Genomic DNA, 12,853 nt, shown 5'->3' on the forward strand with positions numbered 1-12,853 from the left:
TCAATGCGGCAGGCGGTCGGCCTTGCGGCCGATCACGCCGTCGCCCGGCGTCCGCGTCCGCCGTGCCGATCGCATCTCGCGACGCACATACCAGGCCGCGATCGAGCAGATCAGCCAGGCCAGCGATGCGGCGATGAAGGCGGCCGGCACGCTGCGGTCCACCGTCAGCGCGTAGACGATGGCAAATGCCAGCATGCCGACCGCGCCGAGTGCTGCGCCTGCGGCATCGAGCGCCGCGGCCTGCTGCCCGCGCCACGTGCCATCGAGCCCGGCGTTCCGCTTGCGGCGGATTTCATGCTTCTCGATCAAGGTCGCGCTGGCGCAGAAGATGGCGGGGAGTGCAAGAAAGGCGCCGCCGACATAGGCGCCGCAGGTGCTGCTGATCAGGCCGGTCAGGACGGTGACGCCGCCACCGAGCACGAAGCGGATCAGATATTCGGTCCAGCGGCTTTCCCTGAGCGAGGACAGTGAGACGCGGACCGGTGTCATGCCTGCCCTCCGGCAACGCCCAGCAAGCCGAAGACGATCGCGAGCCAGACGACAAGCGCCAGCAAGGTGGCGGGGGCAGCGCGGAGTCTTGCGCGAATCAGCAGTTGGCAGACCACGAAGCTATAGATGGCCAGCGCAACGGCGCCGGCCATCATCGCGCGGCTCTGCAGGCCGGCGTAGTCGGCGCCGTGCTGGTACACGGCGATGCCGAGGGTGGCGAGCGCAACCGACGGCGCCGCGCCGAACAGGCCGGCAAAGCTCTTCGGACGCAGAATGTCGCCCAGCATCGCGAAGGCCGACACCACGGCTCCGCCCACGAGAAAGCGGATGACATATTCGCTCATCGCGCCTTGCCCCGCGGCGGATCGTCACCGGGATAGCCGGTCCATAATCGCAGCAGCCGCTCGAGAACTGCCCCGAGCCCAAATCCCGCGATCACGTCGCTCGTCCAGTGTGCGAGAACCACAATGCGCGTCAGCGAAAGGCCGATCGCGACGGACTGCATCGCGCGGCGCGCGCCGGCGGGCAATGTCGCGGCCGCCGACGCCAGCGCGCCCATATGCAGCGCGTGGCCGGATGGGAAGGCGTCGTCGCGCTTGCCCGAGATCGGGATGCCATTGGCGTGGCCGGTCACGGTCAGGCGATCCGGGCGGGTCTGATTGAACAGCAATTTCAGGCCATGCGGCAGCAGCGATGCTGCGACCGTCACCAGCAGCGCGTGATTGCCGGCGCGCTCGAGCGAGGCGCCGCGCCCGCGTGAGGCGAGCCAGCCGGCGGCGGCGAGCGCAAGCAGGACCTTTTCGTCAGCGCCCCAGGTCAATCCGCGGGCGATCTCTTCCGGCGCAGGTGCGGTGTTGCGGGCGATCGCACGCGCGATCATGGTGTCCGCCGCGGTCGGGCGAATGGTGATCGGGAAGGGGGCGCCTTGATGGCGGCGTACGCGAACTCTGGCTGTCGTATGCATGGTCAGGTTCCCATCCAACGCGCCAGCCGCGGCATGGGTCCTAACAGGGCATGCAAGGAACCAAATGCAGATCGATGCTCTTGAACTCTTGCCCGTCTCGACCTGATCCCAAGGCTCAATTCCGAGGCTTCATCCCGAGGCTTCGCGCGCCAACCGGGATGCACGGCGGGCGATAGTTGTTCTCAGGGAGAGGTGTCGATGACGGAGCCGGACGTTCGCAAGGGGATGCCGCCGGTCAAGCTTTCGCGCGATGAATTCGAGCGGCGCTACCGGAAGCGATTTGCCGATCCGGTCTTTCAATCCATGCAGACGGAGCTCGCGACGATCATCGCCGGCGCCTGGGACGCCTATCGTCATTCGCGCAAGGCGCCGGTTACCCGCAAGGCCGGCCCCGGCTTTGCCGATCCCGACTATGATCTCGCGGTCGATTGGCTGTCCGCGCGCGATGCCATCGATGAAGCGCAGCGCAGGCACGACGATCCAAACGAGGCGCCGCATATCCTGCTGATCAACGGCTCCTCGCGCAGCGAACATACGTGTCCCGGCGAGATGTCGAAAAGCTGGCGCTTGGTCGAGATCGCGGAGGCCGCCTTTCGCGAGATGGGCCTCGCGGTCGATGTGCTCGATCTGTCGCGGCTGACGTCCGAGTTCGGCAGGGAGATTCACCCCTGCAAGTCCTGCGTCTCCACCTCGATGGCGCTCTGCCACTGGCCGTGCAGCTGCTATCCGAACTACTCGCTCGGGCAAACCGACGACTGGATGAACGAGATCTATCCGCTGTGGGTGCGCGCGCACGGCATCATGATCATCTCGCCGGTCAACTGGTACCAGACGCCGACCGGGCTCAAGGCGATGATCGATCGCCTGGTCTGCGCCGATGGCGGCAATCCCGATCCGACCTCAACCCACGGCAAGACCGCGAGCGAAGCCAAGGCGCTCGAACTCAAGGGCTGGCCATACCCCAAGCATTTGCGCGGCCGGCATTTCGGCATCGTGGTCCACGGCGACAGCGTCGGTGCGGAAACCTGCCGTCGCTTTCTTGCGGACTGGCTCACCGACATGGAGTTGATCTCGGCCGGCGGCAGGGCCGAGATCGATGGCTATGTCGGCTACATGAAGCCCTATGCGATGTCGCATCGCGATCTCGACGACGACAGGGCCTTCCAGGAACAGGTGCGCAATGTCGCGCTGGCGCTCGGCGCCGCCGTCGACCTCGCGCGCACCGGGCATCTGGAAGATCCCGGCAAGGGGCTCGAGGACCCGCGGCCGAAGTAGGGTGGAATCCGAGTTCCCAAAGGAACGAAGCGCCCCGGCTGCCCGTTAGGCCGCGGGAGGAAGTCACAATGCGCTATATTTCGATTGCAGCTCTTGTTGCGGCTGCCGTGATGAGCAGCGGTGCCGCGTTGGCGCAGCATTCCGGTACGCCATCGGAACAGAACGCATGTTCGCGCGATGTCCAGCGTTTCTGCCGCAAGGACCTCGGCAATGACGGCGCCGTGCAGAACTGCCTGCAGATGAAGCGGGCCAGCCTGAGCACAAGCTGCAAGAAGGTTTTCGAAAGCCACGGCATGTAACGGTCAACGCGCACGCGACGGTGACGGAGCGGGGTGTTCGAACCTGCGAGCTGGCGGTGCGGCAGCGACGAGGCGTCTGCGCGCGGTACTGACGCCCTGGGTGCGATCGGCACCCGGCGGAAAGAAGAGCAAAGCTGGGGCAAATCATGTCGCGAGAACGTCGCGGTGTGACTCACAGACAGCGCCACACATTCAGTGTCGTCCTGGCGAAAGCCAGGACCCATTACCCCAAATGAGAGTTATTGCGCGACGCTGGGGCCACGATCCCATTCACGATCAAGTTCGGTGGTTATGGGTCCTGGCTTTCGCCAGGACGACGACAATATTTGCGGCAGCGGCGCAACAGACCGCAATTGCGCACCAGGCCGGGACGACACTGTGAGCTGCTTGAAATGTTTATCGCAAACGACCGGCGGCGCGTAGGTGCCGCCCTTGCTACTTCACCGCCGAGAAGCGGGTGTCGAACGAGTTGGTCTGTACCACAGGCGCGGAGCCGGCGAGTTGGGTCGACGACGTCGGGGCCGGCGCGGCTGCGGCGGTGGTAACCTGCGGCTTCGGCGCGGGCTTGGCGGCCTGCTTCGGCTCAGCCTTGGGGGCGACGCGAACCACCGATTGCGGCTTGGCCTCGGCGACCTTCGGCTTGGCCGGTGCGGCAGCGGCCGGAGCCGGCGCGGTCGTCTTGCTGGCGTCGGCGGTGCCGCCGATGCCAACCTTGCGCGCAAAGCTGGAGAAGAAGCCTTCGGATTTGTCAGAGGTGGATTTGTCAGCGGCGGATTTGTCTGACGCGTTCGCCGAGGCAACGCGGGTGCCGGCCGACGATGCGGTCGACGACGTCGTCGCCACGACCGGCTCTTCCTGCTGGACCGCGAGATTGGGCTTCGGCGGATTGACCGTGCCGGGGATCGTGCCGGGCGCGCGTGCCAGCGACATCGACGCCAGCGCCTGGCTGTCGCCGCCTTCGGAGAGGCCGGTGTTTCCTTCCGGAATCTTCGAGGCGAAGATCGCGTTCATGCCGCCGTCGATGCCGGTGTTGAGGCGCGCAACGGGCGTCCCCTTGGACACCAGCTTGGCGGTCTCGGCGGCGTCGCGCTGTTCCTTCTCGTGCACAGCGCTCGCGATCTCCTCGGGGATCACATAGGCCGGGCACTTCGCAGAGGCGTCGAACACCGGATCGCGTGTCGCGCCCGGCGCCTTCACCGCGTCGAACACGTACTTCTTCTCGCAGAAGTCGACCTTCGGCTCCTGCTTCGTCACCTCGAAATGATCGTAGCCTTCCTTGATCATCTTCCAGAACGGCATGTTCGGATTGTTGCGGTGCTTGGCCATGTTCACCGGCGTCATCCGGAACGGATAGGCCTGCAGCTGGAACGCCTTCTGGCCGCCGAAGAAGGATTCGCGGCCGAGCGAATAGATTTCCGCGATCTGCTCGTCGGTCATCGCGTAGCAGCCGCGCGAGGAGCAATCGCCATGCACCATCAGCTGCGAGCCGGTGCGGCCGAGCGCCTTGTCGAAGGCGTTGGGATAGCCGGTGTTGAACGACAGGTAATAGGCTGATTGCGGGTTCATCTGGCTCGGGTTGATCGAGTAGAACCCTTCGGGTGCCTGGCGGTCGCCCTCGCGGACCTTCGGACCGAGATCGCCCGACCAGCGGCAGATCGGATAGGTCTTGAGCAGCGCGAACTGGCCGGAGCGGTTTTGCTTCCAGACCTCGAGCTCGGCCTCCTGCTTGAACAGCCGCACCAGGATCGGCGACTGCATGTCCATGTCCTTTTCGGTCATGGCAGCGACGAGCTTTGGCGGGACCGGCTGGTTGGCCTTGGCGTTCTGCGCGAGCGAGATCTGGTCGCTGTCACAACCGGCGAGCATGACGCCTGCGGCGAGGACCGCCGAGGTCAGAAGCGCGCGTACGAGCGTGCGATGAGTCAAGTCCGAGCTCCACACCCACCGGGCGATTTTCGCGACCCCAACACGGCGAATATGCCCTGAAGCCATTGTCTAAAATATTAGCCTTCGACGACCCCTGCTCGCAACCTGAACCGGGGCGGACAGCCCTCACGGTAGCAGGCATGGTTCAAGGAATGTTAAAGACCCGGCTCGGGGCCCAATTACGGCAAAATTGGTCGATTTGGACGAAAAATCGGGCCGTTTGGGCGCGTCAGCCGAGCTTGCGGCCGATATCGAGAAACTTCTGGCGCCGCTGTTTGCGAATCGCGTCCGGATCAAGATTTCGTAGGTCGTTGAGCGCCTGGGCGATGGCGTCGCCCGTGGTCGCGATCATCGCGGCGGGGTCGCGATGGGCGCCGCCCGAGGGCTCCTTCAGGATCTGGTCGATCACGCCGAAGCGCAGCATGTCCTGGGCGGTGATCTTCATGCTGTTGGCGGCTTCCTGCGCCTTGGTGCCGTCGCGCCACAGGATCGAGGATGCCGCCTCCGGCGAGATCACGCTGTAGATCGCGTGCTCCATCATCAGGACGCGGTTCGCCGTAGTGATCGCGATGGCACCGCCCGACATGCCTTCGCCGGTGACGATCGCGACATTGGGCACGCCGAGCGACAGGCAGGCGTCGGTCGAGCGGGCGATCGCCTCGGCCTGGCCGCGCTCTTCGGCGCCGATGCCGGGATAGGCGCCGGCGGAATCGACGATCGACAGCACAGGGATGCCGAACCGGTCGGCCATTTCCATCAGGCGCACCGCCTTGCGGTAGCCTTCGGGGCGCGCCATGCCGAAATTGTGCTTGATGCGGCTCTCGGTGGTGGCGCCCTTTTCCTGGCCGACCACGCAGATGCTCTCGCCGCGGAAGCGGCCGAAGCCGCCGACCAGGGCCTCGTCGTCGGCGAATTTGCGGTCGCCCGCCATCGGCGTGAATTCGGTGATCAGGCCGCCGATGAAATCGGTGAAGTGCGGCCGCTGCGGATGCCGCGCCACCAGCGTCTTCTGCCACGGCGTCAGATTGGAATAGAGCTCGGTGAGCGCCTGCGCCGCCTTGTCCTCGATCCGCGCGACCTCGTCGCCGATGTCGCTGCCGCTCGCGGCAAGCGCACGCAACTCGTCGATCTTGGATTCAAGCTCGGCGACGGGTTTTTCGAAGTCGAGATAGCTGCGCATCGGGTCGGGCATCAACTCAATATAGGGAGGAACGGTGCGAGGGGCGAAGCGGTTTCGGCGTCGGAAAGAGAAGCTTTGTAACTTCAAACGGTTAACGCGCATCCGGGTGGAATGCACGCTTCGGGATCGCAAGCAGGTGACGCTCTTTCTGCGGAGACGAAGCGGAAGTCAAGGCGGATTGCTCGTAGCCCGGATGGAGCGAAGCGCAATCCGGGAAGCTATATCGGCGGAAATACCAATCCCGGATTGCGCTGCGCTTCATCCGGGCTACGGACCGCTACGATTTCTCCGCCAACGGATGCAGGTCGCGGACCAGGCTCTTCAGCCGCTCCTCGACCACATGGGTGTAGATCTGGGTGGTCGAGATGTCGGTGTGGCCGAGCAGGGTCTGGACGATGCGCAGGTCCGCGCCATTGTGCAGCAGATGGCTGGCAAACGCATGACGCAGCACGTGCGGGGAGACCAGCCGCGGCGCAAGGCCGGAGGCGCCCGCGAGCTCCTTCAGGTCGCGGGCGAAATGCTGCCGGGTCAGATGACCGCTCTCGCCGGAGGACGGAAACAGCCATTTCGACTGCGCGGCCTTCTTCGCCTTCGGCTGCATCACCTCCAGCGCGGCGAGATAGTCCGCCATCGCCTGGCGCGAGGCGTCGTTCAGCGGCACCAGCCGTTCCTTGTTGCCCTTGCCGCGCACCACGATCATTCGCGCATCGCGCCGCGCCGCGGAGACCGGCAGCGACACCAGCTCGGAGACGCGCAGGCCGGTGGCGTAGAGCACCTCGAGCAGGCAGTAGAGCCGCAGCGCGCGCAGCCGCTGCGCCGGCGAGACGTCGGTCTGGGTCAGCTCCTTGGCGCGGGTCAGCATGCGGTCGACGTCGGCGATCGACAGCACCTTGGGAAGGCCGCGGCCGCGCTTCGGGCCGGACAGGATCGCGGCCGGATCGTCGGTGCGGACCCGCTCGTTGAGCAGGAAACGGTAGAGGTGCCGCATCGCCGACAGCCGCCGCGCCACGCTGGTCGACTTGAAGCCGCGGGTATCGAGGTCGGCGAGGTAGCCGCGCAGGCTCTCGGTGTCGGCGCTGGTGAAGTCGGCGCCGGCATGGGCGAGATAGTCCGAGAAATCGGTGAGGTCGCGCCGGTAGGCGTCGAGCGTGTTGGCGCCGGCGCCCTGTTCCGCGGCGAGCATGTCGAGGAACAACGCGGTCAGTTTGGCGTCGGAGGACTTGGCGAGGGTCTTGGCGGGATTTTTGGCAGCAGCGGGCATGCCGGAATCATAGCGTCTATTTCTTGAGGAACTTATCCGGTGGGATGGTCACCGTCATTTCCCGCGGTTTCGGGTGCACGAAATTCGCCAGCGCGAAGACGATGCCATAGCCGATCCCGAAAATCACGGCGACGACCGTCAGGAAGCGGAACAGGCTGGGCATGAAGGCGACTCGGGCGGCGAATTAACCAATGAAATCATCCAACATGTTCCCCGCGCGGTTGCAAGAGTCGCTGGTAAGGGTGTCGCCGGGGGTAGTATAGGTGGCTCGAATTCTGAACAATTCGTCCCAATATCCGAGCTTTTTGATGTCCGACGCAGCCGTACCGGCGCCCACCCACCCGACCCTGGAGGCCGACATCGCGGCCGCGCTGGGGACGCGGTCGATCGTGCTGGTCGGCATGATGGGGGCCGGCAAGTCGACCATCGGCCGGCGGGTGGCGGCGCGACTCAAGCTGCCGTTCACCGATGCCGACACCGAGATCGAGGCGGCGGCGGACATGACGATCCCGGAGATCTTCGAGAGCAAGGGCGAGCCGTATTTCCGCGACGGTGAGGCGCGGGTGATCGCCCGCATCCTCGGCAATGGCCCGGTCGTGCTGGCGACCGGCGGCGGCGCCTTCATGCGCGAGGAGACCCGCAACCGGATCCGCGACCGCGCGATCTCGATCTGGCTCAAGGCCGACAGTGATATCATCATGCGCCGGGTGCGCCGCCGCGCCGATCGTCCGCTGTTGCACACCCCCGACCCGGAGGCGACCGTCAACCGCCTGCTCAGCGAGCGCGAGCCGGTCTACCGCACCGCCGATTTGACGATTGCCTCGCGCGACGTGCCGCACGACCGCATCGTCGACGAATGCCTCGAGGCCCTGCATGCGCATCTGTGCGGTGCGCGCCCGGCCGACGAGCCACCATCTGATGGATTGAACGCGACCTCATGACTGCGCCCTTGAAACATTCCGCCTCCGTTACCGTCGACGTCGCGCTCGGCGACCGCGCCTATGACATCGTCATCGGCCGCGGCGTGCTGCAGTCGCTCGGCGAGCGTGTCGCGGCGCTGCGGCCCGGCGTGCGTACCGCCATCGTCACGGACCGCACCGTCGCCAAGCACTGGCTGGAGCCGACCGAGGCGTCGCTCGCAGCGGCCGGCGTGCCGACGTCGCGGATCGTCGTCGAGGAGGGCGAGGGTTCGAAGAGCTATGCCACGCTGACCGAGGTCAGCGAAGCGCTGATCGCGGCGAAGATCGAGCGCAATGACCTCGTGATCGCGCTCGGCGGCGGCGTGGTCGGCGATCTCGCCGGCTTCGCGGCCGCGATCCTGCGCCGCGGCGTCGATTTCGTGCAGGTGCCGACCTCGCTGCTGGCGCAGGTCGATTCCTCCGTCGGCGGCAAGACCGGCATCAACTCGCCGCAGGGCAAGAACCTGATCGGCGCGTTCCACCAGCCGGTGCTGGTCATCGCCGACACCTCGGTGCTCGACACGCTGTCGCCGCGCCAGTTCCGCGCCGGCTACGCCGAGGTCGCGAAATACGGCATCCTCGGTGACGAGGCCTTCTTCGCCTGGCTCGAGAAGAACCATGCCGACATCTTCGCCGGCGGCGCCGGGCGCGAGCACGCGATCGCAACTTCCTGCCGTGCCAAGGCCGGCGTTGTGTCCCGTGACGAGCGCGAGACCGGCGAGCGGGCGCTGCTTAATCTCGGCCATACCTTCGGCCATGCGCTGGAAGCCGCAACCGGCTTTTCGGACCGACTGTTCCACGGCGAGGGCGTCGCGGTCGGCATGGTGCTGGCGGCGGAATTCTCGGCGCAGCTCGGCATGATCTCGTCCGACGATGCGGGGCGCATCGCGCGTCATCTGTCCGCGGTCGGATTGCCGACGCGCCTGCAGGATATCGCAGGCTTCGCGCAGGAAGGTCTTGCCGACGCCGACACGCTCCTGGCGCTGATGGCGCAGGACAAGAAGGTCAAGCGCGGCAAGCTCACCTTCATCCTGCTGGAGGCCGTCGGCCGCGCCGTGATCGCCAACAATGTCGAGCCGCAGCCGGTGCGCGACTTCCTGCAAGCCAAGTTGAAGGCCTAGAGCGGGATGAACTCTTCTTCGGATCGTCATCCCACTCTATTCTTTTTGATTTGAGCATGATCTTTTCGGAAAACCGCTGCACACGTTTCCGGATCATGCTCTAACCACGGATCAATTCAGTGGGATGGTTCACCTTCTCGATCGTGCTGCTCTGTCTGTTCATCTCGGCGTTCTTCGCGGCGAGTGAGACGGCGCTGACCGGCGCCTCGCGCGCCAGCATGCTGCGGCTGTCGAAGCAGGGCAACACCGATGCCGGTGTGGTGTCGAAGCTGTTCAACATGCGCGAGCGCATGATCGGCGCGCTGCTGCTCGGCAACAACATCGCCAATATTGGCGCCTCGGCGCTGGCGACCGGCGTGTTCACGGCCTGGTTCGGCGACGTCGGCGTGCTCTACGCCACCGCGGTCATGACCGTGATGGTGGTGGTGTTCGCCGAGGTGCTGCCCAAGACCATCGCGATCAACGCGCCCGACCGCATCTCGCTGCTGGTCGCGCGGCCGATGCGGCTGACGATCTTCGTGCTGGGGCCGCTGCTCACCATCATCGAGACCATCGTGCTGGCGCTGATGAAGCTGCTCGGCATCAAGGTCGGGGCGCATCAGGCGGTGCTGTCGCCGACCGAACGTCTGCGCGGTGCGGTCGATCTGCTGCATCACGAGGGCAAGGTCGAGAAGCAGGACCGCGACATGCTCGGCGGGTTGCTGGATCTCAGCGAGCTGCAGGTCTCCGACGTCATGGTCCATCGTACCGAGATGACCATGGTCAACGCCGACCTGCCGCCCGAGGAACTGGTGCGCGAGGTGCTGGCGAGCGAATATACCCGCATCCCGCTGTGGCGGGAGAAGCCGGAGAACATCGTCGGCGTGCTGCACGCCAAGGACCTGCTGCGCGCGATGCGCGCCAACGACGGCGACATGTCCGCGATCGATGCCACCGCGATCGCGCTGCCGCCCTGGTTCGTGCCGGAGATGCGTCCGGTCTCCGAACAGCTGAAGGCATTCCGCCGCCGCAAGACCCACTTCGCGCTCGTGGTCGACGAATATGGCGAGGTCGAAGGCATGGTGACACTGGAGGACATCCTGGAGGAGATCGTCGGCGACATCTCCGACGAGCACGACGTCGTCGTCGCCGGCGTGCGTGCCCAGCCGGACGGCTCGGTCGTGGTCGACGGCTCGGTGCCGATCCGCGATCTCAACCGTGCGATGGACTGGCGCCTGCCGGACGAGGAGGCGACCACGGTCGCCGGCCTCGTGATCCACGAGGCGCGCTCGATCCCGGAGCGCGGCCAGAGCTTCACCTTCCACGGCTTCCGCTTCCGCGTGCTCCGCCGCGAGCGCAACCGCATCACCGCGCTGCGCATCGTCGCCGTCCCGCGCGAGACCGAGCTGGACGAGAAGAAGCCGAAGCGGGCGGGGACGGCGTTCTAGGGCTGGGCGGCAAGCGCAACTCGACCCTATCACCGTCACCCCCGCGCAACGGCTTCGCCGTTGTCGCTGGAGGAGCGCGTAGCGCGTCTCGAAGGGTCGACGGCCATCGGCCGGGCCGTGCATCCTTCGAGACGCGCTGCGCGCTCCTCCAGCGACAAAGGCGCAGCCTTTGCGCGGGGATGACGGGTCTGATGGATGTGCCTCGCTACTCGATATCGATCGAGATGCCCGACAGCTTCCACGCGCCGTCGGAGGGGATGAAGCCGAGCTGATACTTCACCTGCTTGGGCGTGGTGTCGAAATGCCCCTTCAGCCGCAGTACGCCCTTGTCGTCGACCTTGGCGTCCTCATCGAGCACGATCGGCTTGGCCACCACGGCGTCGAACACCGCATGCTTGTCGACCAGATCCTTGAAGATGGTCTTGAGCTTGTCGGGCGGAAACTGGTCGCGGAACGGCTTTGAGATCTTGGCATGGAACACGGTGAAATTATTCGCGGCTACCGCATCATTGAGCGACACCAGGATGCTCTTGACCAGCACCTCCTGGACGAACGGGCTCGGCATGTCCAGCGCCGAGGCCGGGCGCATCGCGTTGATCAGGAGCAGGCCGGCGGCGGTGACGATCGACCGGAAACGTGGCCAGCAAGGGATCATCAGTGGCCCCATATCATGCGTGGCGGTGCAATCCGTAGTTTCACCTGCTCACCTATGGAGCAGGTCCATCCTGTTCTCATAAAGGAAAACCACCGCTTCGTCTTGAGGCAAGCGCGCACTAGCGCGGCTTTTCCCCGGGGCCGTGGGCGTGGATCGCCAGCGCATGCACCGAGCCGGCGAGTTCCTGAGCCAGCGTCGCATTTATCATGCGATGGCGTTCGATCCGGCTCTTCCCTTCGAAGGCCGGAGACACAATATATACCCGGAAATGCGTCTCCCCGCCTGGCCTGTGGCCGGCGTGGCCCTCATGCAGATGTGACTCGTCGACGACGTCGAGGCTTTCCGGCAAGAAAGCTTCACGCAACTTGTTTATGATAACGTCTTTGGTGTTCATGGCGGCGGAGTTAGGTTCGCGACAGCTTTTCGTCAATGGTGCAAGCGGGAAACGAGGTCTGCGCAATGTCAAGACTTGAAGATTTGTGCATTGCGTAGTCAAAGAGAACATGCCGATCGATTCATCAAAATTCTTCGACTCCATTCGCATCAAGCCGACCAAGGTGAGTGCGAAGCGCCAGGCGCAGGCCGGCGAGCAGGCTGTGACCTGCGAGTGGGCGGGTTGCCAGAACAAGGGCGCGCACCGCGCCCCGAAAGGCCGCGAGAATTCGCGCGAGTATTGGCACTTCTGTCTCGATCACGTCCGCGAGTACAACCAGTCCTACAATTTCTTCCAGGGCATGAATCCTGACGACGTCGCGCGCTACCAGAAGGACGCGCTGACCGGCCACCGTCCGACCTGGAAGATGGGTGCCAACAACGGCAAGAAGGGCGACAGCGGTCTCGATGCCGCTTCCGATCCGTTCCACGTGTTCTCCGAGCTCAACGGCCGTGGCCGCTGGCGCCCCGGACCGGGCGGCGCGGAGCCCAAGCCCGAGACCCGCAAGGTCATGAACGCCGAGCGCAAGGCGCTGCAGGTGATGGGGTTAGGGGCCGAGGCGACGCTCGAAGACGTCAAGTCGAAGTACAAGGCGCTGGTCAAGCAGCACCATCCCGACGCCAATGGTGGCGACCGTTCCACCGAGGATCGCCTGATCGAGATCATCAAGGCGTACAATTATCTGAAGACCGTGGTGCGCGAGGCCTGAGCTCTCTCGTCCTCGTCGCCGCTGCCTAGTGCGCAGTTGCCCACGGGAGCAGGGGCCCATAACCACCGGCCGTTTATCGTTTGCACAGATGTCCGCCCGATTGCCCCATCGATGGGCCGCGGCGTATGGGTCCCGGCCTTCGCCGGGACGACGGC

General features: G+C 65.3%; 15 protein-coding genes. 6 read left to right on the forward strand and 9 right to left on the reverse strand.

All coding sequences use genetic code 11. The features are described 5' to 3' along the window. From JEY66_RS01970 to JEY66_RS01980, 3 genes are read right to left on the reverse strand one after another with little or no spacing between them, the layout of a single operon-like run. Positions 1-489 (reverse strand): DUF3147 family protein, encoded by a 489-nt coding sequence (locus tag JEY66_RS01970; RefSeq protein WP_016843569.1) that lies wholly within the window; start codon positions 487-489, stop codon positions 1-3. Then, a complete protein-coding gene (locus tag JEY66_RS01975) occupies positions 486-833 on the reverse strand; it encodes a DUF3147 family protein (RefSeq protein WP_016843568.1) in 348 nt (115 codons plus the stop codon). The genes JEY66_RS01970 and JEY66_RS01975 overlap by 4 nt, the downstream gene beginning before the upstream one ends. Next, the gene (locus JEY66_RS01980; RefSeq protein ID WP_026191988.1) at positions 830-1,453 is read right to left on the reverse strand and encodes a phosphatase PAP2 family protein; all 624 of its coding nucleotides are present in this window, start codon (positions 1,451-1,453) and stop codon (positions 830-832) included. Before JEY66_RS01980 ends, JEY66_RS01975 begins: the two co-directional genes overlap by 4 nt. Before the next feature lie 198 nt (positions 1,454-1,651). On the opposite strand from JEY66_RS01980, the gene JEY66_RS01985 reads away from it, so the two are divergent. Together JEY66_RS01985 and JEY66_RS01990 are read left to right on the forward strand one after the other, a co-directional pair. Continuing rightward, on the forward strand, positions 1,652-2,728 hold the full coding sequence (locus JEY66_RS01985; RefSeq protein ID WP_016843566.1) for a flavodoxin family protein: 1,077 nt from the start codon (positions 1,652-1,654) through the stop codon (positions 2,726-2,728). A 68-nt stretch (positions 2,729-2,796) separates the two neighbouring features. Next, positions 2,797-3,027 carry a hypothetical protein gene (locus JEY66_RS01990; protein WP_026191987.1) on the forward strand — a complete coding sequence of 77 codons (231 nt, stop codon included), beginning with the start codon at positions 2,797-2,799 and terminating at the stop codon, positions 3,025-3,027. 435 nt (positions 3,028-3,462) lie between these two features. Here JEY66_RS01990 and JEY66_RS01995 read toward each other — a convergent pair whose 3' ends face one another. The 4 genes from JEY66_RS01995 to JEY66_RS02010 form a co-directional block, all read right to left on the reverse strand. Next, positions 3,463-4,953: a L,D-transpeptidase family protein gene (locus JEY66_RS01995; RefSeq protein ID WP_016843564.1), complete on the reverse strand. Its 1,491-nt coding sequence runs from the start codon at positions 4,951-4,953 to the stop codon at positions 3,463-3,465. Between the two features lie 229 nt (positions 4,954-5,182). Beyond that, positions 5,183-6,145, reverse strand: coding sequence for an acetyl-CoA carboxylase carboxyltransferase subunit alpha (locus tag JEY66_RS02000; RefSeq protein ID WP_018269178.1), 963 nt, complete (start codon positions 6,143-6,145; stop codon positions 5,183-5,185). Between the two features lie 265 nt (positions 6,146-6,410). Next, complete coding sequence (gene xerD, locus JEY66_RS02005) at positions 6,411-7,394, reverse strand: site-specific tyrosine recombinase XerD (protein WP_016843562.1); 984 nt, start codon at positions 7,392-7,394, stop codon at positions 6,411-6,413. A gap of 16 nt (positions 7,395-7,410) precedes the next feature. Further along, positions 7,411-7,557, reverse strand: a complete 147-nt coding sequence (locus tag JEY66_RS02010; protein WP_016843561.1) for a hypothetical protein — start codon at positions 7,555-7,557, stop codon at positions 7,411-7,413. Between the two features lie 145 nt (positions 7,558-7,702). Between JEY66_RS02010 and JEY66_RS02015 the strand changes: the two genes are divergently transcribed. The 3 genes from JEY66_RS02015 to JEY66_RS02025 all read left to right on the forward strand — a co-directional run bounded on the left by JEY66_RS02015 (position 7,703) and on the right by JEY66_RS02025 (position 10,901). After that, positions 7,703-8,335 carry a shikimate kinase gene (locus JEY66_RS02015; RefSeq protein ID WP_016843560.1) on the forward strand — a complete coding sequence of 211 codons (633 nt, stop codon included), beginning with the start codon at positions 7,703-7,705 and terminating at the stop codon, positions 8,333-8,335. Then, the gene (gene aroB / locus JEY66_RS02020) at positions 8,332-9,474 is read left to right on the forward strand and encodes a 3-dehydroquinate synthase (RefSeq protein WP_016843559.1); all 1,143 of its coding nucleotides are present in this window, start codon (positions 8,332-8,334) and stop codon (positions 9,472-9,474) included. The genes JEY66_RS02015 and aroB overlap by 4 nt, the downstream gene beginning before the upstream one ends. A 119-nt stretch (positions 9,475-9,593) precedes the next feature. Beyond that, complete coding sequence (locus JEY66_RS02025) at positions 9,594-10,901, forward strand: HlyC/CorC family transporter (protein ID WP_016843558.1); 1,308 nt, start codon at positions 9,594-9,596, stop codon at positions 10,899-10,901. Positions 10,902-11,106: 205 nt separating this feature from the next. Here the strand turns inward: JEY66_RS02025 and JEY66_RS02030 are convergent, their stop codons facing one another. After that, the gene (locus JEY66_RS02030) at positions 11,107-11,556 is read right to left on the reverse strand and encodes a hypothetical protein (protein ID WP_016843557.1); all 450 of its coding nucleotides are present in this window, start codon (positions 11,554-11,556) and stop codon (positions 11,107-11,109) included. Between the two features lie 118 nt (positions 11,557-11,674). Further along, positions 11,675-11,950, reverse strand: coding sequence for a BolA family protein (locus JEY66_RS02035; RefSeq protein ID WP_016843556.1), 276 nt, complete (start codon positions 11,948-11,950; stop codon positions 11,675-11,677). Between the two features lie 109 nt (positions 11,951-12,059). On the opposite strand from JEY66_RS02035, the gene JEY66_RS02040 reads away from it, so the two are divergent. Then, complete coding sequence (locus tag JEY66_RS02040) at positions 12,060-12,698, forward strand: J domain-containing protein (protein WP_016843555.1); 639 nt, start codon at positions 12,060-12,062, stop codon at positions 12,696-12,698. Positions 12,699-12,853: the final 155 nt, after the last annotated feature.

Source organism: Bradyrhizobium elkanii USDA 76 (genome assembly GCF_023278185.1).
In the GTDB taxonomy this organism is placed as follows: Bacteria; Pseudomonadota; Alphaproteobacteria; order Rhizobiales; family Xanthobacteraceae; genus Bradyrhizobium; species Bradyrhizobium elkanii.

Coding starts and splice junctions, on each gene's coding strand:
- JEY66_RS02035 (WP_016843556.1), bottom strand. CDS start 11,950: ATGAACACCAAAGACGTTATCATAAACAAGTTGCGTGAAGCTTTCTTG.
- JEY66_RS02010 (WP_016843561.1), bottom strand. CDS start 7,557: ATGCCCAGCCTGTTCCGCTTCCTGACGGTCGTCGCCGTGATTTTCGGG.
- JEY66_RS01985 (WP_016843566.1), top strand. CDS start 1,652: ATGACGGAGCCGGACGTTCGCAAGGGGATGCCGCCGGTCAAGCTTTCG.
- JEY66_RS02040 (WP_016843555.1), top strand. CDS start 12,060: ATGCCGATCGATTCATCAAAATTCTTCGACTCCATTCGCATCAAGCCG.
- JEY66_RS01975 (WP_016843568.1), bottom strand. CDS start 833: ATGAGCGAATATGTCATCCGCTTTCTCGTGGGCGGAGCCGTGGTGTCG.
- aroB (WP_016843559.1), top strand. CDS start 8,332: ATGACTGCGCCCTTGAAACATTCCGCCTCCGTTACCGTCGACGTCGCG.
- JEY66_RS02015 (WP_016843560.1), top strand. CDS start 7,703: ATGTCCGACGCAGCCGTACCGGCGCCCACCCACCCGACCCTGGAGGCC.
- JEY66_RS02030 (WP_016843557.1), bottom strand. CDS start 11,556: ATGATCCCTTGCTGGCCACGTTTCCGGTCGATCGTCACCGCCGCCGGC.
- JEY66_RS01990 (WP_026191987.1), top strand. CDS start 2,797: ATGCGCTATATTTCGATTGCAGCTCTTGTTGCGGCTGCCGTGATGAGC.
- JEY66_RS02000 (WP_018269178.1), bottom strand. CDS start 6,145: ATGCCCGACCCGATGCGCAGCTATCTCGACTTCGAAAAACCCGTCGCC.
- xerD (WP_016843562.1), bottom strand. CDS start 7,394: ATGCCCGCTGCTGCCAAAAATCCCGCCAAGACCCTCGCCAAGTCCTCC.
- JEY66_RS01980 (WP_026191988.1), bottom strand. CDS start 1,453: ATGCATACGACAGCCAGAGTTCGCGTACGCCGCCATCAAGGCGCCCCC.
- JEY66_RS01970 (WP_016843569.1), bottom strand. CDS start 489: ATGACACCGGTCCGCGTCTCACTGTCCTCGCTCAGGGAAAGCCGCTGG.